This is a genomic window from Pokkaliibacter sp. MBI-7 (genome assembly GCF_029846635.1).
GTDB lineage: Bacteria > Pseudomonadota > Gammaproteobacteria > Pseudomonadales > Balneatricaceae > Pokkaliibacter.
Genome location: NZ_JARVTG010000001.1, coordinates 4,236,435 through 4,253,991 on the forward strand (window position 1 = coordinate 4,236,435; position 17,557 = coordinate 4,253,991).

The following is a 17,557-nucleotide window of genomic DNA, read 5'->3' on the forward strand; positions in this document are numbered from 1 at the left end:
TTTTACTTAAATGCGCAGGAATGCTTGTCGAGATTTTTGTGCCAGACAACCGTCTTTATTGCTAATCGCTGACTGTCAGCTATCGACATTCTCAGCGTTCAAGTAAGTCAAGCTTTCCAGGTTTCCCTTTCCATTCATCGGCATCTGCCAGGGGCTCTTTCTGAGCAGAGATATTTGGCCAGACCTCTGCCAGCTCGGCATTGAGATCGACAAAGGCGAGCTGGTCTTTCGGCAGATCATCTTCAGAAAAAATAGCATCTGCAGGGCACTCAGGTTCACACAGGCCGCAGTCAATACATTCATCAGGATGTATTACCAGAAAGTTGGGCCCTTCATAGAAACAATCTACTGGACAGACATCAACGCAGTCCGTGTATTTGCACTTGATGCAGTTCTCTGTGACGACATAGGTCATGGTCAGTCTCGCTAACGGTTCAGTAATCTGGCCTTCTAGTGGCTAACCTGAGGTTAGTAGGGCCTTTAATTGGTATAGCTGCTCCAGTGCCTGACGAGGTGTCAAGGCATCAGGATCCAGCTTGGAAATAGCATCTTCCACTATGCTTGGCAGGGCTGCGAACATGTCGCCCTGTAGCGGATGATTAGCAGCTTTCGTTGGAGTCATGCTGATCAATGTCGGTTTTTGCAAGCCTTCAAGAGCCAGTAGCTTTTCTCTGGCCTGACGAATGACGGGCTCTGGTACCCCAGCCAGTTTGGCGACCTGAATGCCGTAGCTCTGGCTAGCTGGACCTTCCTGCACGCTGTGCAGAAAGATGATGCTGTCATGGTGTTCGGTTGCAGTTAAGTGCACATTGGCAACATGCTCGAAGTCATCAGCCATGGCGGTTAGCTCAAAATAGTGCGTGGCAAAGAGGGTGAGTACCTGACGGCTTGCCAGCCACTCTGCTGCTGCCCAGGCCAGAGACAAACCATCGAAGGTGCTTGTGCCACGGCCAACCTCATCCATCAGTACCAGGCTGGAACGAGTTGCGTTGTGGAGAATGTTCGCTGTTTCTGTCATTTCCACCATGAAGGTAGAACGGCCACCTGCCAGATCATCCGATGAACCCATGCGGGTGAATATCCGGTCAACAAGACCAATCTCAGCCTGCTGCGCCGGAACGAAACTGCCAATGTGGGAGAGAAGTACAATCAGGGCAGTCTGGCGCATATAGGTAGACTTACCGCCCATATTGGGGCCGGTGATGATCAGCATTCGCCGTTGTTCATCCAAGCGTAGATCATTGGCGACAAAGGGCGTTGAGGACACGCTCTCCACTACCGGATGACGACCAGCAACGATGTGCAGGCTACTGTCATGACTGAGGTTTGGGCGGCAGTAATTCAGGCTTTCAGCGCGCTCAGCCAGATTGGTCAGGGTGTCCAGCTCGGCCAGTGACATTGCCGCATCCTGCAGCTGGCCCAGATCCTCATTCAGCGTCTCCAGCAGCTGGTCGTAGAGGTCCTTCTCTCTGGCCAGCGCGCGGCTGCGGGCACTGAGGGCCTTGTCTTCAAATGCTTTTAGCTCGGGTGTGATAAAGCGCTCGGCGTTTTTCAGCGTCTGACGACGGATGTAGTTGGCTGGAACATTATCCGACTGTGAACGGCCAATCTCGATGTAATATCCATGAACTCGGTTATAACCCACCTTTAAGGTATTGATGCCGGTGCGATCACGCTCTTGCTGTTCCAATTTGAGCAGAAAATCACCGGCGTGTTCACTCAGTGCACGTAGCTCATCCAGCTCACTGTCAAAACCCGGGGCTATGACACCGCCATCACGGATGACGACTGGCGGATTTTCAATGACGGCTTGCTGCAGCAGCTTCTCCAGATCAGGGAAGGTGCCAATGGCGGACGCCAGTTGATGCAGCAGTCCGCTCTCCACCTGAGAAAGTTCATGCTGCAATATCGGCAGTTGCGCGAGGCTCATCTTGAGCTTTTCAAGATCGCGTGGGCGGGCGCTGCGTAATGCGACCCTTGCCAGAATGCGCTCCATGTCACCAATCGGGCGCAGAGTGTCCTGGGTTGCCTGCCATAAACAAGTATCCAACAGTAGTTGGATAGACTCTTGTCTCGCTGTCAGGCGGCCAAGGTCCCGTAATGGCCGATGTAGCCAGCGCCGTAGCATGCGGCTTCCCATCGGTGTGCAGCATTGATCAATAATGCTTGCTAAGGTGTTCTCGTTGCCACCGTTAAGATTGCGCTCCAGCTCCAGATTTTTCCGCGTCGATGCATCCAGAATGACACTGTCTTCACGGTTTTCAGAGGAAATGGCGCGAATATGAGGGAGGGCGGTTCGCTGGGTGTCCCGGGCGTACTGCAGCAGGCAACCCGCTGCGGCGAGAGCCAGAGTGAGGTCAGCACAGCCAAAGCCCTCCAGGTTTCGAGTGCCAAACTGGGTGTTGAGCAGACGTAAAGCTGTATCAAGCTCGAAGTGCCATGGCGGCATTTTACGCACGCCACGCCTTTTGCTCAGCCACTCTGGCCAGCTTTGATCCTCAGACAAGAGTAGCTCTGCGGGATTGATGCGCTCCATTTCCCCTTGCAGTGCCTCCTCTCCAGTGACCTCGATGACACTGAAACGACCACTGCTCACATCCAGCACGGCGATACCATACCGGCCATCGTGGCTGAACACTGCTACCAATAAATTGTCGCGGCGATCTTCCAGAAAGGCTTCGTCGGAAAGAGTGCCTGGGGTAACAATACGAGCAACCTGGCGCTCTACAGGCCCTTTGCTGGTGGCCGGGTCGCCTACCTGTTCGCAGATCACAACGGATTGGCCCATACGTACCAGGCGTGCGACGTAGCCTTCAGCGGCATGGTAGGGAATGCCTGCCATTGGAATAGGCTCGCCAGCGGACTGGCCGCGAGCGGTTAACGTGATGTCCAACAACCTGGCTGCGCGGCGGGCATCATCGTAAAACAGCTCATAGAAGTCACCCATGCGATAAAACAGCAGTTCATTAGGGTGCTCTGCTTTTATGCGTAAATATTGCTGCATCATGGGTGTGTGCTGAGCTGTAGAGTTCTGTGCAGTCATAGTCTTAGCAGGCTGTTGTCTCTGGTGGATACCCAAAAAGGGAAATGTCGAACAGCGAGATTCTACTTAAATGAACTGCTGACCTCTACTTTGATCCTGAGGCAATCAGGGTAAGTGTCTGTTCCTCCTTGTTTTTAAGCGAGATTACGCCATGTTCAGGCATAACCAAGTAAGGACAGGAGTAGGCGCTATGTCATGTTCTCAGCATTCACCAACCGAGCTATTGGTTGAGCAGTTAGCGTTACGGCTTTTAGCGCAGGGGGCTTTTGTGGCTACGGCAGAATCATGTACCGGTGGTGGTATTGCTCAAGCCATGACGGAGCTGCCCGGTAGTTCACGCTGGTTTGGCTTTGGGTGGGTAACGTATGCCAATGCGGCTAAGGAGCAGCTTCTGGCTGTTCCTTCAGCGGTACTGGAGCATGAGGGAGCTGTCAGTGAACAGACCGTGTTGGCTATGGTCAAAGGCGCGCAGGTGCGCAGTGGTGCGCGTTATGCTGTTGCTGTCAGTGGTGTTGCAGGGCCTGATGGCGGTAGTGATGAAAAGCCTGTGGGTACGGTGTGGATTGCATGGGCTGATGGTGAGCAGCACTGGGCTGAGGTTTATATGTTCCCTGGTGATCGACGGCAGGTGCGTCGGCAAACGGTAGAAATCGCGTTACGTGTTCTGGTAGAGCATTTGGATGGGGAGTGATGTCAGGGAAGAGAATTCTGGCTTGCGCTTTGAGAAAAGTGTGGAATAATGCTGACTATATATACAGTACTTTCCGGGTGAAAACGTAATGAACGAGAACAAGCAGCGTGCACTGACGGCGGCGTTGGGACAGATCGAGCGCCAATTCGGCAAAGGTGCCATTATGCGTATGGGCGATCAGCCACGTGAGGCGATCCCTGCAGTTTCCACAGGATCGCTGGGGCTGGATATTGCACTGGGGATTGGTGGCTTGCCGTATGGTCGTATTGTCGAAATATACGGTCCTGAAAGCTCTGGTAAGACTACGCTGACGCTGTCTGTCATTGCTCAGGCTCAACGTCAGGGCAAGACCTGTGCTTTTATCGATGCTGAGCATGCGCTTGATCCTATCTATGCAGAAAAGCTTGGCGTAAACGTTGATGATCTGTTGGTTTCCCAGCCTGATACAGGTGAGCAGGCACTTGAAATTGCTGACATGCTGGTTCGCTCTAACGCAGTTGATGTGATCATCATTGACTCTGTCGCAGCCTTGGTGCCCAAGGCTGAGATTGAAGGTGAAATGGGTGACTCTCACATGGGGCTGCAGGCACGTCTGATGTCTCAGGCGCTGCGTAAAATCACCGGAAACATCAAGAACGCTAACTGCCTGGTGGTGTTCATCAACCAGATTCGTATGAAAATTGGTGTTATGTTCGGTAACCCTGAGACTACAACAGGCGGTAACGCCTTGAAGTTCTATGCCTCTGTGCGTCTGGATATTCGCCGTACGGGGTCTATCAAGCAAGGCGATGAAGTTGTAGGCAACGAAACCCGGGTAAAAATCGTTAAGAACAAAGTTTCACCACCGTTCCGCCAGGCAGATTTCCAGATTCTGTACGGCAAAGGCATTTATCGTATGGGTGAGGTTGTCGATCTTGGTGTGCAGCAGGGATTGGTTGAGAAGTCCGGCGCATGGTATGCCTACCAGGGCAATAAGATCGGGCAGGGTAAGGCCAATGCGTGCAAGTACCTGGAAGACAACCCTCAAATTGCACAGGAACTGGAAGCGCTGTTGCGCGAGCGTCTGCTGAACGTGCCTAATAATGCAGCTGCTGATTTTGAGGTAAGTGCTGAAGACGAAGCGTGATTGTGCAATCCTCTTCTTTGCTGGAAAAAGCTGTTTCTCTGCTGTCTCGGCGTGACTATAGTCGCGCCGAGTTGCAGCGGCGGCTACAGAGTTTTCTCCGTAAACCCTTGCGTGAACATCAAGATACTTCTTCAGAAAGCTTCGGCCATGAAGAAGATGTTCAGAAACACGCGGAGCAGATTGCGGCGGTGCTGACTCGGCTAGAGGAGCTCGGTTATCTCAATGACGACCGGGTATCTGCATCGACGGTCAGGGTGGGCATTGCCAAAGGCCAGGGGCCGCAACGTATCAAGGCCGATCTGAAGCACAAAGTGCTCTCTACCGATGCCTTACATGAAGTGGAAGATGAGCTGGACTGGTTTGCTCAAGCCCGGCAAGTAAGGTCACGTCGCTTTGGTGACGCGTTACCTGATACACCTAAAGAAAAGGCCAGGCAGTTACGCTTTCTGCTCTATCGTGGCTTTACGCAGCAGCAAGCGTTACAGGCACTAAAAATCAACGAGTGGGATGAGTGAGTAATATGCTTATGCTCATATCTGGCCCTGTTTAGCACCGTTTTTAAAAACTCCCCCTATTTCCGCTCCAGCTGTTTTAATCCTGATCTACCTCGATATACTAACCCGCTAAGTACCGCCCAGCGCACTAGGCCAACCAAAGCAGGATGGTGAGGCGGCCTCAACGCCGTCATGATGCTGGCTGATCACTGATAGCCGATGTTTCTCTTTTAGGCAGATATATGAAGAGCGCAGAAATCCGCCAAGCATTTCTTGAGTATTTCAAGAGTAAGGGGCATGAAATTGTCCCTAGCAGTTCACTTATTCCCGCTAATGACCCTACTTTGTTGTTTACCAACGCGGGTATGGTTCAGTTTAAGGACGTGTTCCTGGGTACTGATCCCCGTTCATACTCTCGTGCCACCACTTCGCAACGCTGCGTACGTGCTGGTGGAAAGCACAATGATCTGGAAAACGTAGGCTACACCGCGCGTCACCATACCTTCTTTGAGATGCTGGGTAACTTCAGCTTTGGTGACTATTTCAAACAGGACGCCATTCATTTTGCCTGGGAGTTTCTGACTGCCCCTGAATGGATGAATCTGCCCAAGGAAAAGCTTTGGGTAACAGTCTATGCCAGTGACGACGAGGCGTATGAGATCTGGTCCAAGCAGGTCGGTGTTCCCGTCGAGCGGATTGTACGTATTGGTGACAACAAGGGCGCTGCCTATGCTTCAGATAATTTCTGGGCGATGGGAGACACTGGTCCATGCGGCCCTTGCACTGAGATTTTCTATGATCATGGCCCTGATGTGGCTGGCGGCCCTCCCGGCAGCCCCGAGGAAGATGGTGATCGCTACATTGAGATCTGGAACGTGGTATTCATGCAGTACAACCGTACTGCTGATGGGGTGATGCATCCATTGCCTCGCCCATCCGTAGACACTGGCATGGGTCTGGAACGTGTTTCTGCCGTTATGCAGCATGTTCACTCAAACTACGAGATTGACCTGTTCCAGAACCTTCTGGCTGCTGTCGAGCAGGTAACAGGTACTACGGACACCAAGAGTCACTCATTGAAAGTGATTGCAGATCATATCCGATCTTGTTCCTTCCTGATTGTTGATGGTGTTGTGCCCTCCAACGAAGGTCGCGGTTATGTGTTGCGCCGTATCATGCGACGGGCTATCCGTCACGGACACAAGCTCGGTGCCGTTGAGCCTTTCTTCCATAAGCTGGTTGCGCCTTTGGTTGCGGAAATGGGCTCTGCCTATCCGGAGCTTGCCAAGGCGCAGGCTCATGTTGAACAGCTGATCTTCAAGGAAGAGCAGCAGTTTGCCAAGACGCTAGACCAGGGTATGCGCTTACTTGAACAGGCCATCGAGGGACTGGAAGGCGCAGTTATTCCGGGCGAAACTATTTTCCGTCTGTATGACACCTATGGTTTCCCTGTTGACCTGACTGCGGATGTTGCCCGTGAGCGTGGTTACGATCTGGATATGGATGGCTTCGAGCAGCAAATGGAGGCTCAGCGTGAGCGCGCTCGTGCCGCCAGTCAGTTTGGTGTTGACTATAATCAGGCGCTGAAGCTGGAAGGTGAAACGCATTTCAATGGTTATACCCAGCTGGTTGATGAAGGCAATGTGGTGACCTTGCTGGCAGTCGGCGAAACCGTTGATGCACTGGAGCCAGGAATGTCCGGCGTTGTGGTGCTGGATAACACCGCTTTCTACGCCGAGTCCGGCGGTCAAGTAGGTGATGCTGGCTATCTGGCCTGGTCAAATGGCCGTTTTGAGGTCAAGGATACGACCAAGGAAGGCAAACTCTTCCTTCATCATGGTGTGCTGGTCGAAGGGCGTCTGGCTGTAGGCGGCAAGGTTGTTACCCATGTCAATGCAGCACGTCGTCAGGCTGTAGCGCTGAATCACTCCGCGACACACCTGATGCACTCCGCTCTGCGCAAAGTGCTGGGTGAGCATGTGCAGCAGAAAGGTTCTCTGGTTGCTCCTGACCGCTTGCGCTTTGACTTCAGTCACTTTGAAGCGGTCAAGCCTGAAGAGCTGCGTCGTATCGAGGATTTGGTTAACGCTGAGGTGCGTGCCAACGCAGAAGTGCAGACTCGCCTGATGAACATCGATGAGGCAAAAGCCGCGGGTGCGATGGCCTTGTTTGGTGAGAAATACGATGACGAGGTTCGGGTTGTCAGCATGGGTGAAGGTGAGGAGCAATTCTCTCTTGAGCTATGTGGCGGTACGCACGTCAAACGTACAGGTGACATCGCTGTTTTCCGTATTCTGTCGGAGGGCGGTGTTGCTGCAGGTGTACGCCGTATTGAAGCTGTCACTGGTGAAGAAGCCCTTAGTTACGTGGAGGAAGGTGAAGAAACTCTGCGCAGACTGGGTTCAATGCTGAAAGGTAGCCGTGACGCTGTGCTGGATAAGGTTGAAGCCCTGGTTGAGCGCAATCGTCAGCTTGAGCGTGAGTTGGATCAACTCAAACGTCGTCTGGCTGCGAACGCAGGGAATGAGCTGCTGGACAGTGTACGTGAAATCAAGGGCGCCAAAGTGCTGGTTACCCAGGTTGAAGGCGTCGAGTCCAAATCCCTGCGCGATCTGCTGGACCAGCTGAAAAATAAATTGGGTAATGGAGTGGTGCTGCTGGCTGTCGTTGAAGATGACAAGGTCAGTCTGGTAGCTGGGGTGACCAAGGAGTTGACCGCAAAGGTTAAAGCTGGCGACCTGATTCGCCGCGTTGCTGAGCAGGTTGGAGGTAAAGGTGGTGGCCGTCCTGACATGGCTCAGGGTGGTGGTACTCAGATTGATGCCTTGCCAGCGGCGCTGATTGACGCGGCCCAATGGATTGAATCGCAGCTTTGAGGTTGCGATTGCTAGAACTGTGAAGAAAAGGCCGGAATTTATTCCGGCCATTCCTGTTGGGGAAAACTAAAAAAATGGCATTGTATGTGCAGAAGTACGGCGGCACTTCGGTGGGCTCAGTGGAGCGCATCGAGGCAGTTGCCGAAAAGGTAAAAGGATTCCGTGAGCAGGGACATGATCTGGTTATCGTTGTCTCGGCCATGTCTGGTGAAACCAACCGTCTGATTCAGCTGGCCAAGTCGATTACCGACGAGCCCAGTTCTCGCGAGATGGATGTGATTATGTCGACCGGCGAGCAGGTCACTATTGGCTTGCTGGCTATTGCGTTGGAGAAGCGTGGTGTGCCTGCCCGCTCCTACACCGGCGCCCAGGTTTCAATCCGCACCGACAGTGCCTATGGCAAGGCGCGAATCCAGCATATTGATGATCAGCGCATTCGTCAGGATCTGGCGGAAGGTCGAGTCGTCATCGTTGCTGGCTTTCAGGGTGTGGACGACAACGGCAGTATTACCACGCTTGGGCGTGGTGGTTCAGATACTACCGGTGTTGCTCTGGCTGCTGCGCTCAAGGCTGATGAGTGTCAGATATATACTGATGTTGACGGTGTATATACAACCGACCCTCGTGTGGTGGATACGGCCCGTCGTCTGGACAAGATTACCTTCGAAGAAATGCTGGAAATGGCCAGTCTCGGCTCGAAAGTGCTGCAGATTCGTTCCGTTGAGTTCGCCGGCAAATACAATGTACCGCTACGTGTGCTTTCCAGTTTTGCGGATGGCCCTGGCACCCTGATTACCTTAGAGGAAGAAGACACTGTGGAAAAGCCTATCATTTCCGGTATTGCCTTTAACCGTGATGAGGCCAAGTTGACTGTTCTGGGTGTGCCTGATATCCCCGGTGTGGCCTACAAGATTCTTGGGCCCGTGAGCGATGCCAATATTGAAGTCGACATGATCGTGCAGAACGTGGCTGCCGATCAGACCACCGATTTCACCTTTACTGTTCACCGCAACGACTTCGACAAGACCAAAGACATCCTGCAGCGTATTTGTGCTGAATTGGGTGCTCGAGAAGTGAGCGGTAACAACAAGATCGCTAAAGTATCTATTGTCGGCGTAGGTATGCGCTCTCATGCAGGTGTGGCCAGCAAGATGTTTGCTGCACTGGCTCATGAAGGGATCAATATCCAGATGATTTCCACCTCTGAAATCAAGGTCTCGGTTGTTATCGCCGAGAAGTATCTGGAGTTGGCGGTTCGCGCACTGCACTCAGCCTTTGAGCTGGATAAAGTCGACACCATCGCTGAATAATACTTTTTGTTATCACGAGTCAGCATTTTCGTTACGCAGGTTAACGCTGCACTACAAAAATGTGGGGTTTTTTACTTCACAGTGTCAGCGTGGCCTGCATACAATTCCATGCCCGCATCTAGGCTTGAAGTTGTCTGGATCGATAGCTAAGTCTAATCAATGCGGGAGCTGGAGCTAAGCCGCATGGCAGAGGAAACAAGTAAGGAGAACGGAGATGCTGATTCTTACCCGTCGCGTAGGTGAGACCCTGATGGTTGGTGATGATGTCACCGTTACCGTTTTGGGCGTAAAAGGCAACCAAGTGCGCATTGGCGTCAATGCACCTAAGGATGTGTCTGTTCATCGAGAAGAGATTTATCAACGTATTCAGAAAGAAAAACAGGATCAGGAATCTGGCTCCTCTGAATCGTAAAAATTTCTTTTCTTTTTAAAATCAATGCGGTAATATTCGCCGCGTTGTTTGGAGAGTTGGCCGAGTGGCTGAAGGCGCACCCCTGCTAAGGGTGTATAGGGGAAACTCTATCGAGGGTTCGAATCCCTCACTCTCCGCCACACAAAGCGCCCGTAGCTCAGCTGGATAGAGTACCTGGCTACGAACCAGGCGGTCAGAGGTTCGAATCCTCTCGGGCGCGCCATGTGCAAGGTTTGCAGAAGTTAAGCAAACCTTTTTTGTTTGAGTTTGAAGCGCTCGTAGCTCAGCTGGATAGAGTACCTGGCTACGAACCAGGCGGTCAGAGGTTCGAATCCTCTCGAGCGCGCCATCTCAAGCAAGTCTCAGTTATCGTGTTGCGCTCGTAGCTCAGCTGGATAGAGTACCTGGCTACGAACCAGGCGGTCAGAGGTTCGAATCCTCTCGAGCGCGCCATAACTGAAAATGTTTTACACTGCAGCGCGCTCGTAGCTCAGCTGGATAGAGTACCTGGCTACGAACCAGGCGGTCAGAGGTTCGAATCCTCTCGAGCGCGCCAACAGTGTGAATGTGTAGTGTTACATCAATGTGATATCGTTGTGCGCTCGTAGCTCAGCTGGATAGAGTACCTGGCTACGAACCAGGCGGTCAGAGGTTCGAATCCTCTCGAGCGCGCCACTTCATCATCTTGATCTGTCTGTTATACATCGTTATACGTTGCGCGCTCGTAGCTCAGCTGGATAGAGTACCTGGCTACGAACCAGGCGGTCAGAGGTTCGAATCCTCTCGAGCGCGCCACTCCTCTTTTGTGCCCTCCTTATTTTTCTTGTTTTTGAACTGTATTAGATGTTGTGCGGTTAAGCCTTGGCAGGTTTTTTTGGTTATCCTTTGAACTTGTTAATTTGGGCTGTCAGGTACGTCCAAGCCTGATACAATGTGCCGCTTTTTTAACCAGATACTGCCTCGATACCATGAAGTTCATCGTCAAGCTGTTCCCTGAAATCACCATCAAAAGTCGCTCTGTACGTCAGCGTTTCTGTAAGCGTCTGGCTTCCAATCTGCGTATTCAGTTCAAGGATCTTGGCGAGCAGGTCGCTCAAGGTGCCGGGACGGAAGTGCTCAGTCACTGGGACTATATTGAGATACTGATTCACAACCCGGCCATCACTGCTGAGGACGCGCGGGACATCCTGCGTCGTAATCCCGGTATTGCCTATTTCCAGCAGGTGCTGGAGTTCCCGCTGACCACCGCCGAGGAGATTATTCCTCATCTGGTGGCTGCAAACAGTGAGCGTCTGAAAGGGAAGAGCTTCGCCATGCGAGTGCGTCGCGTGGGTCAGCATGATTTCTCCTCGCTGGACTGGGAGCGGCATCTGGGTGGTGCGCTGATGCAGTTAACCGAGGCGCGTTCTGTTGATTTGCGCTGTCCTGACGTACAGGTGCGTCTGGAAGTGCGCCACCAGAAGGTCTTTATCGAGACCGAGCGTGAGCCTGGCATGGGCGGCTACCCACTAGGGTCACAGGAAGATGTGGTGTCGCTGATGTCCGGTGGCTTCGATTCTGCTGTGGCAACCTATCTGACCATGAAGCGTGGCTGCAAAACGCACTTCTGCTTCTTCAATCTTGGCGGCTCAGCACATGAGATCGGTGTGCGGCAGATTGCGCATCATATCTGGAAGCAATACGGTTCCGTGGCCAAGGTTTACTTTGTCTCTGTTCCCTTTGATGAGGTGGTGGCCGAGATTCTGACCAAAGTCAATCATTCGCTGATGGGGGTTATTCTCAAGCGAATGATGATGCGGGCCGGTAACCGTGTGGCTTCTCGTTTGCACGTTAACACGCTGGTCACTGGCGAGAGCATTGCGCAGGTGTCCAGTCAGACCCTAACTAACCTCAATATCATCGACAATGCCAGTGAGCGTCTGGTGGTGCGTCCGCTGATCGTGTCTGACAAGCAGGATATCATCAATCAGGCCAAGGCTATTGGCACCTTTGATATGGCAGCTTCCATGCCGGAGTACTGCGGTGTCATTTCTGACCGGCCCACTGTTAAGGCGCGTCCTGACAAGGTGCTGGAGGAAGAAGCCAAGCTGGATATGGAAGTGATCCGCCGGGCAATCGAACGTTCTCAGGTGCTAAAGATTGATCAGGTGCTGAAGGATCTAAAACCTCAGGCTGAACTGGATCAGTTCGAGGCAAAAGAAGATGCGGTGGTGATCGATATTCGCCATCCGACGGAGCAGGAGAAGTCTCCGCTGACACTGGATGCTGAGGTGGTGCATATTCCATTCTATCAGCTCAGTACGCGCTTCCCTGAGCTGGATCAGGAGCAGCAGTACCTGCTCTATTGTGACCGCGGTGTTATGAGCAAGCTGCATGCGCTGTATTTACACGATGCAGGCCATGTCAACGTAGGGGTTTACGGCAGCAAGTAATACGATTGCCTGTAATTAGAACGGGAGGCTCAGGCTTCCCGTTTTCGTTTCTGCTGAGTGTATGCCTGCTTTCTGACGTCTATTAGCCGCCGAGCAGCCCTTCCAGATGGGCCTGCACCGAATAGGCCAGTGCTGTTGGGTTGTAGCCGCCTTCCAGAATCGACACGATGCGCCCTTTACTATACCTGTCAGCCAGTGCTACCAGCTGACGAGTGATCCACAGATAGTCCTCTTCATTCAGGCGCATATCCGCCATCGGGTCATTCCAGTGCGCATCAAAGCCTGCCGAGATAAAGATCATGTCAGGAGCGTGAGCCTCCAGAGCGGGCAGGCACTTTTCTGAAAAGGTGCGACGAAACGCTTCGCCATCGGCAAAGGCGGGGAGGGGGCAATTGATGATATTCGCGCGCTCAAGATCGTTATAACGACCCGGATAAAAAGGGTGCTGGAAGGTGGAGCAAAACAGCACGGCTGGATTGTCTTTAAAGATATCGACGGTACCGTTGCCCTGATGCACATCGAAATCAACGATAGCTACCCGGTTTATGCCTTCGTGCTGCAGGGCATGCAGTGCAGCGATGGCAATGTTGTTGTAGAAGCAGAAGCCCATCGCCAGATTGTGCTCCGCATGATGCCCAGGTGGGCGGATGGCGCAAAAAGCGTTGCGATTTTTGCCAGACAGTACTCGGTTTGTTGCCAAGATACTGGCACCTGCGGCTAAACTTGCTGCATGCAGGGATTTTGGGCACAGCGCAGTGTCATCGTCGGTCCAGACCACACCCTCCTGCGGCAGTTTCAGTTCCAGACGGCGTACATGTAGTGGTGTATGTGCCAGCAATATCTGCTCTGGCAGAACATGAACGGCATTATGAGTTTGCAGCTGGCCAAGCAGACCGGAGCGATTAAGCTGATGCATGATGGCTTTCAGCCTGATTGGGCTCTCTGGATGGTCTGGGCCGAGGTCGTGCAGCTCGCAGTCGGTATGGCTGATAAACGCAGTGCTCATTGGGCGTGCCCTGTTTTTTTTGCCAGTTTAGCGAAACTTGCTACGGCGTACCTTAGCCATTAAGTCGCACAGTGCCGGCAGGCAAATGCGGAGTAATGAAAGCAGGGTGCTGCTTTTATCAAAGTCCTGCCGTTTGCCGCCGATATGGTGTGGCAGATTGACTGATGTCTGCCGCGGTAAATGGCGACCGGTAAGGATGTAGACCACAAATAGGGCTGACTTGATGCTGGATAAGAAAAAGGTGTTGTTTGTCGATAGCAGCGGCAATATGCGCTTTACCATGAAGAGCATGTTACGCAGCCTGGGTATCGACCATCTGGAAACACTGGCCCCGACCGCCGCTCTGCTCAGTCATATTCAGCATCAGCCTTACGACTTCATCATTATCAGTCACAATGACAGCGACAAAGTTACGGGCATTCAGTTGCTGGAAGAGGCGCGTTATCAGGGAATCCTGCCGGAAAGTACGGCATGGGTACTACTGGTCAGTGATACTTCCCGTGACCTGATTGTCCATGCTATCGATAACTATCCCGACGATATCCTCACCAAACCTTTCTCAGCGCAGGATCTCAAGCGCCGTCTGGACGCCCTGGATGCGCGTCAGATTGCACTGAAGCCGATCTGGCATCAGTTGCGGGTGCAGAATGTCAAAGAGGCACTCAATCTCTGTGATCACTTCGAGCCTGCCAATCCCTATTACTGTGCGGCCCAGTTGCTAAAGGGGCGGATCCTGATGGCGCATCGGCGGTACTTTCAGGCTGCCCGGGTCTTTTCGCGGGTGTATACCCAGTATCATCGTCGTGAGGCGGTCATTATGCAGGCCTTCTGCCTGTCGCAGGAACGCGAGTACGATCAGGCGCTGGAGATACTGGGTGAGCTGATTTGTCAGAACCCGCTGCTGCTAGCGGCGTACGACATGGTCATCAAAATCGAAATGGCGCGAGGGGACTACTTCAAGGCTCGCTATATTCTGCAGCAAACCACCACACTCAGCCCTTACAACGTGTTGCGTTATCAGCGCCTTGGTTATTGTGCCTATCTGGGGCAGGAGTGGGAAATTGCTGAGCCTGCCCTGAACAAGGCCATCAATCTGGGCAAAGGGTCGGTTTATGAGTCCAAAGGGCCGTTTCTACAGCTGGTTGATGTCGGGCGCTGTAAGGTCGAGGCTGGCCTTGCGGGCTGGCAGGAGGTAGAGAAAGAAGTTGATCTTGCGCTGAAAAAGGCCAGCCGCTTCTTTCCAAAAGATCCTCTGCTGCCTGCCGAATCCGCTTTTATGCGTGGCAACTTCTATCAGGGTGCCAGACAGCCCAAGCTGGCAGAAAAGTTCCATGATGAAGCACGGGTGCTGGCGGACGAACAGGGTGTGCAGCTGGATCAGCTCGACGTGTGGAAGCAGCCAGGCGAAACTCCCATGCGCTGGCTGCAGAACGTCCCTTCTGATCCAGCTATTTTGCTCACCAACCCAAGGATCGATACCTATCTGCAGCATGGCTGCCATGCCTACGAGAGTGGTCAGCTAGGTAAGGCGATGCAGTATTTCACTCAGATTCTGCGTGAGCAGCCTGATCATACTGACGCGCTGCTCAATGCGGCGCAGCTGTATCTGGAAGCCATACGCGACTCCTCCTACCAGCGTGACAAGCGACTGCAGATGGCCAGACAGTTCTTGCGGACTGTCGAGAAATCACGTCTCGAAGCCAGTCAGCAGGAGCGGCTGGACTATCTCAAACAGGTGGCTGATTTGCAGCTGGAAGAATATCCCCCGGGTTCGCTCGGTGAGTTGTTGTGGGAAGTGGTCTAGCACCCCGATAACTGCAGAGAGGTGAAAAGGCCAGATATCCGGCTTGGGCAAATATCTGGCAAGGGTGTGAGTTTGAAATAGCAGGCTGACTTTTTTTCTGTCGCTCAGCCCGTTTGTTACAAGTCCAGTACCAGTCGTGAACTGCGCGAGCGTGAACAGCAAATCGTCATCTGGTCATTAGCTGCATGCTCTTCATCGGTCATAAACATATCCCGGTGATCAGGCTCTCCAGACAGTACGCGGGTCAGGCAGGTGCCACAGATGCCCTGTTCGCAGGACACCGCTACATCAACACCTGCCGCTTCCAGCACCTGCACGATGCTGTGCTCTGCCGGAATCTGATAGACCACGCCGCTGCTTTGCAGCTCCACCTCAAAACTGCCATCGGCATCGTGATCAACCGGAGTGGCTGCAAAGTACTCACGATGCAGCTGACTTTCCAGCCAGCCCTGCTGGCGCGCGGTGCTCAGCACATGCTCCATAAAGCCGCCCGGGCCGCAGACATACAGGTGGGTGTCAGTATCGGGTGTGGCAAGTAATCGTGCCGCATCCAGCCTTTGTTGCGCATCGCCATCATCAAAATGCAGATACACCCGGCTGGCAAAGTCGGCCTCCTGCAGCTGCTGCCGGAAAGCCATGCGCTCACTGCTACGCGCGCAATAATGCAGTTCAAACGGCTGATCATGGCGGTGCAGGTGCTCAGCCATGCTCAGCAGAGGCGTGATGCCAATGCCGCCAGCAAACAGCAGATGGCGTTTGCCCTGTCCGGCCAGCGGGAACAGATTGCGTGGCTCGCTGATACGGATCACATCACCCTGGTTGATCAGCTCATGCATGGCTTTGGAGCCGCCACGCGAAGCGGGGTCGTTGAGTACGCCAATAACATAGCGATGGTATTCACTGTCAGCATTGCACAGTGAATACTGCCTGATCAGACCATTGGGAAGGTGAACATCGATATGGGCGCCTGCAGTAAAGGCGGGCAGGGCAGTGCTGTTGATAGGCTCCAGCTGAAAGCGGCGAATATCCGCTGCCTCGTCGGCACAGAGGCTCACGCGTACATCGATCATGATGCTGCTCCTCAAACCTGACCTGCGGCGACTTTATCGGTAGCAATCAGTGCGCTCTGCTCAGCAGCCAGCCAGCGGTCGATGATCTTGCGTGACTGTACACCGCCTGCATCAATATTGAGCTTGAGCAGATTACGTTCGGGGTGGCGCAGCAGGTTTTGCTGCTGGCGCTCCAGCATCTCCAGATCTTCGGCAAAAATCTTGCCCTGACCTTCACGGATGGTATCGGTCAGCTGCTGATCTTCGGGTCTGAAGTTGCGGGCCATACCCCAGAAGTACCAGATGGAGGTCTCCGTTTCCGGCGTGATGAAGTCCACCACAATGCTGCTGGCCTTGAAGCTGGCATCGGCTTCGTAGCCGCCGTTACCGGCATGAGCCACACCGACTTCAATCAGAACATGGCTGGGCGGGGTGAAGCGGCAGATCTGCCAGCGGTCGACCGGTACATCGTCAGCCAGCCCGTTGCCACGCAGAGCGGCACGCCAGAAGGGCGGCGCCATGATGTTTTCCATGTAGCGGCTGGTCACGACCATTTCACCCTCTACCTTGGTGCTGACCGGGGCTTCGTCGATCTCTTTCTGACCGATGCTGGAGGCATGCACATAGGTTTCATGGGTCAGGTCCATCAGGTTGTCGATCATCAGGCGATAGTCGCAATTGATGTGGTACAGCCCGCCACCATAAGCCCACTGCGGACTGACGGCCCATTCAAGATGAGGGATGAGCGCCGGGTCAGCCTGTGCTGCCTCGCCGGGCCACACCCAGATGAATCCATAACGCTCTTCGACGGCATAGACCTTGTTGCAGGGGAAGCCTCTGACGCGCTGGCCGGGCATCGACTGGGTGTGGCCATCGCAGCCCATCACCAGGCCGTGGTAACCGCACACCAGCTCACCATCACGTACAAAGCCGAGTGACAGCGGTGCGCCGCGGTGCGGGCAGAAATCCTCAACGGCAGCGATTTTGCCTTCATGGCCACGATAGAAAACGATAGCTTCATTACAGATGGTGCGACCAAGGGGTTTATCGGTCACTTCATCGGGGGTGCAGGCAACATACCAGGTATTTTTGGGGAACATCACGGTGATCCTCGGATTGTTATAGTTATGCTTAAGGTTTTATTGGATCCAATTTATGGCTGTAACCCGGCTGGCGTCAAATGTTTTTTGTGCAAAAGATGTTCGCTGTGGGCGTGCGCGGATAAAGGGCGGGCGTTGTAACCTGCCTATCCGTGCCCCGGATGCCGGCAATGGCTGTGCTACACTGCGGCGCATCTGCTATGGCTTACAGGCC

The 17,557-nt window shown here is 53.4% G+C and carries 13 protein-coding genes and 7 tRNA genes; 15 read left to right on the plus strand and 5 right to left on the minus strand.

The genetic code is table 11. From position 1 onward, the window contains the following. Positions 1-91: 91 nt before the first annotated feature. Positions 92-415 (minus strand): ferredoxin FdxA, encoded by a 324-nt coding sequence (gene fdxA, locus QCD60_RS18695; protein ID WP_279787730.1) that lies wholly within the window; start codon positions 413-415, stop codon positions 92-94. A gap of 42 nt (positions 416-457) precedes the next feature. Continuing rightward, a complete protein-coding gene (mutS, locus tag QCD60_RS18700) occupies positions 458-3,043 on the minus strand; it encodes a DNA mismatch repair protein MutS (RefSeq protein ID WP_279787731.1) in 2,586 nt (861 codons plus the stop codon). Between the two features lie 190 nt (positions 3,044-3,233). On the opposite strand from mutS, the gene QCD60_RS18705 reads away from it, so the two are divergent. The 14 genes from QCD60_RS18705 (at position 3,234) to thiI (ending at position 12,384) form a co-directional block, all read left to right on the plus strand. Further along, positions 3,234-3,734, plus strand: coding sequence for a CinA family protein (locus QCD60_RS18705; RefSeq protein ID WP_279787732.1), 501 nt, complete (start codon positions 3,234-3,236; stop codon positions 3,732-3,734). 88 nt (positions 3,735-3,822) lie between these two features. Continuing rightward, positions 3,823-4,860, plus strand: coding sequence for a recombinase RecA (gene recA, locus QCD60_RS18710; protein ID WP_279787733.1), 1,038 nt, complete (start codon positions 3,823-3,825; stop codon positions 4,858-4,860). A 2-nt stretch (positions 4,861-4,862) separates the two neighbouring features. After that, entirely contained in the window at positions 4,863-5,375 is a 513-nt protein-coding gene (locus QCD60_RS18715; RefSeq protein WP_279787734.1) for a regulatory protein RecX, read from the plus strand. Between the two features lie 221 nt (positions 5,376-5,596). Continuing rightward, on the plus strand, positions 5,597-8,230 hold the full coding sequence (gene alaS / locus QCD60_RS18720; protein WP_279787735.1) for an alanine--tRNA ligase: 2,634 nt from the start codon (positions 5,597-5,599) through the stop codon (positions 8,228-8,230). A 74-nt stretch (positions 8,231-8,304) separates the two neighbouring features. Then, complete coding sequence (locus QCD60_RS18725) at positions 8,305-9,540, plus strand: aspartate kinase (RefSeq protein WP_279787736.1); 1,236 nt, start codon at positions 8,305-8,307, stop codon at positions 9,538-9,540. 214 nt (positions 9,541-9,754) lie between these two features. Further along, entirely contained in the window at positions 9,755-9,952 is a 198-nt protein-coding gene (csrA, locus tag QCD60_RS18730; RefSeq protein WP_104156280.1) for a carbon storage regulator CsrA, read from the plus strand. A 50-nt stretch (positions 9,953-10,002) separates the two neighbouring features. Beyond that, positions 10,003-10,092 (plus strand) — tRNA-Ser (locus QCD60_RS18735). A gap of 6 nt (positions 10,093-10,098) precedes the next feature. After that, positions 10,099-10,175: transfer RNA gene (locus tag QCD60_RS18740), tRNA-Arg, on the plus strand. Between the two features lie 49 nt (positions 10,176-10,224). Further along, a tRNA-Arg gene (locus tag QCD60_RS18745) sits at positions 10,225-10,301 on the plus strand. 27 nt (positions 10,302-10,328) lie between these two features. Then, positions 10,329-10,405 (plus strand) — tRNA-Arg (locus QCD60_RS18750). A 26-nt stretch (positions 10,406-10,431) separates the two neighbouring features. After that, positions 10,432-10,508 (plus strand) — tRNA-Arg (locus tag QCD60_RS18755). A 42-nt stretch (positions 10,509-10,550) separates the two neighbouring features. Continuing rightward, positions 10,551-10,627 (plus strand) — tRNA-Arg (locus QCD60_RS18760). Between the two features lie 43 nt (positions 10,628-10,670). Then, positions 10,671-10,747, plus strand: a tRNA-Arg gene (locus tag QCD60_RS18765). 173 nt (positions 10,748-10,920) lie between these two features. Further along, the gene (gene thiI / locus QCD60_RS18770; protein WP_279787737.1) at positions 10,921-12,384 is read left to right on the plus strand and encodes a tRNA uracil 4-sulfurtransferase ThiI; all 1,464 of its coding nucleotides are present in this window, start codon (positions 10,921-10,923) and stop codon (positions 12,382-12,384) included. Positions 12,385-12,466: 82 nt separating this feature from the next. On the opposite strand, the gene QCD60_RS18775 is transcribed toward thiI, so the two are convergent. Continuing rightward, a complete protein-coding gene (locus QCD60_RS18775) occupies positions 12,467-13,390 on the minus strand; it encodes a histone deacetylase family protein (protein WP_279787738.1) in 924 nt (307 codons plus the stop codon). A 223-nt stretch (positions 13,391-13,613) separates the two neighbouring features. Here QCD60_RS18775 and QCD60_RS18780 point away from each other — a divergent pair, with 223 nt between their 5' ends. Then, positions 13,614-15,194 carry a tetratricopeptide repeat protein gene (locus QCD60_RS18780; RefSeq protein ID WP_279787739.1) on the plus strand — a complete coding sequence of 527 codons (1,581 nt, stop codon included), beginning with the start codon at positions 13,614-13,616 and terminating at the stop codon, positions 15,192-15,194. Between the two features lie 116 nt (positions 15,195-15,310). Here the strand turns inward: QCD60_RS18780 and QCD60_RS18785 are convergent, their stop codons facing one another. After that, positions 15,311-16,264: a PDR/VanB family oxidoreductase gene (locus QCD60_RS18785; protein ID WP_279787740.1), complete on the minus strand. Its 954-nt coding sequence runs from the start codon at positions 16,262-16,264 to the stop codon at positions 15,311-15,313. A gap of 11 nt (positions 16,265-16,275) precedes the next feature. Further along, positions 16,276-17,343 carry an aromatic ring-hydroxylating dioxygenase subunit alpha gene (locus tag QCD60_RS18790; protein ID WP_279787741.1) on the minus strand — a complete coding sequence of 356 codons (1,068 nt, stop codon included), beginning with the start codon at positions 17,341-17,343 and terminating at the stop codon, positions 16,276-16,278. Positions 17,344-17,557 lie beyond the last annotated feature (214 nt).

What these genes read in the sequence shown, in the direction of transcription:
- fdxA (WP_279787730.1), bottom strand. Translation starts at nt 415, where the DNA reads ATGACCTATGTCGTCACAGAGAACTGCATCAAGTGCAAATACACGGAC.
- mutS (WP_279787731.1), bottom strand. Translation starts at nt 3,043, where the DNA reads ATGACTGCACAGAACTCTACAGCTCAGCACACACCCATGATGCAGCAA.
- QCD60_RS18705 (WP_279787732.1), top strand. Translation starts at nt 3,234, where the DNA reads ATGTCATGTTCTCAGCATTCACCAACCGAGCTATTGGTTGAGCAGTTA.
- recA (WP_279787733.1), top strand. Translation starts at nt 3,823, where the DNA reads ATGAACGAGAACAAGCAGCGTGCACTGACGGCGGCGTTGGGACAGATC.
- alaS (WP_279787735.1), top strand. Translation starts at nt 5,597, where the DNA reads ATGAAGAGCGCAGAAATCCGCCAAGCATTTCTTGAGTATTTCAAGAGT.
- QCD60_RS18725 (WP_279787736.1), top strand. Translation starts at nt 8,305, where the DNA reads ATGGCATTGTATGTGCAGAAGTACGGCGGCACTTCGGTGGGCTCAGTG.
- csrA (WP_104156280.1), top strand. Translation starts at nt 9,755, where the DNA reads ATGCTGATTCTTACCCGTCGCGTAGGTGAGACCCTGATGGTTGGTGAT.
- thiI (WP_279787737.1), top strand. Translation starts at nt 10,921, where the DNA reads ATGAAGTTCATCGTCAAGCTGTTCCCTGAAATCACCATCAAAAGTCGC.
- QCD60_RS18775 (WP_279787738.1), bottom strand. Translation starts at nt 13,390, where the DNA reads ATGAGCACTGCGTTTATCAGCCATACCGACTGCGAGCTGCACGACCTC.
- QCD60_RS18780 (WP_279787739.1), top strand. Translation starts at nt 13,614, where the DNA reads ATGCTGGATAAGAAAAAGGTGTTGTTTGTCGATAGCAGCGGCAATATG.
- QCD60_RS18785 (WP_279787740.1), bottom strand. Translation starts at nt 16,264, where the DNA reads ATGATCGATGTACGCGTGAGCCTCTGTGCCGACGAGGCAGCGGATATT.
- QCD60_RS18790 (WP_279787741.1), bottom strand. Translation starts at nt 17,343, where the DNA reads ATGTTCCCCAAAAATACCTGGTATGTTGCCTGCACCCCCGATGAAGTG.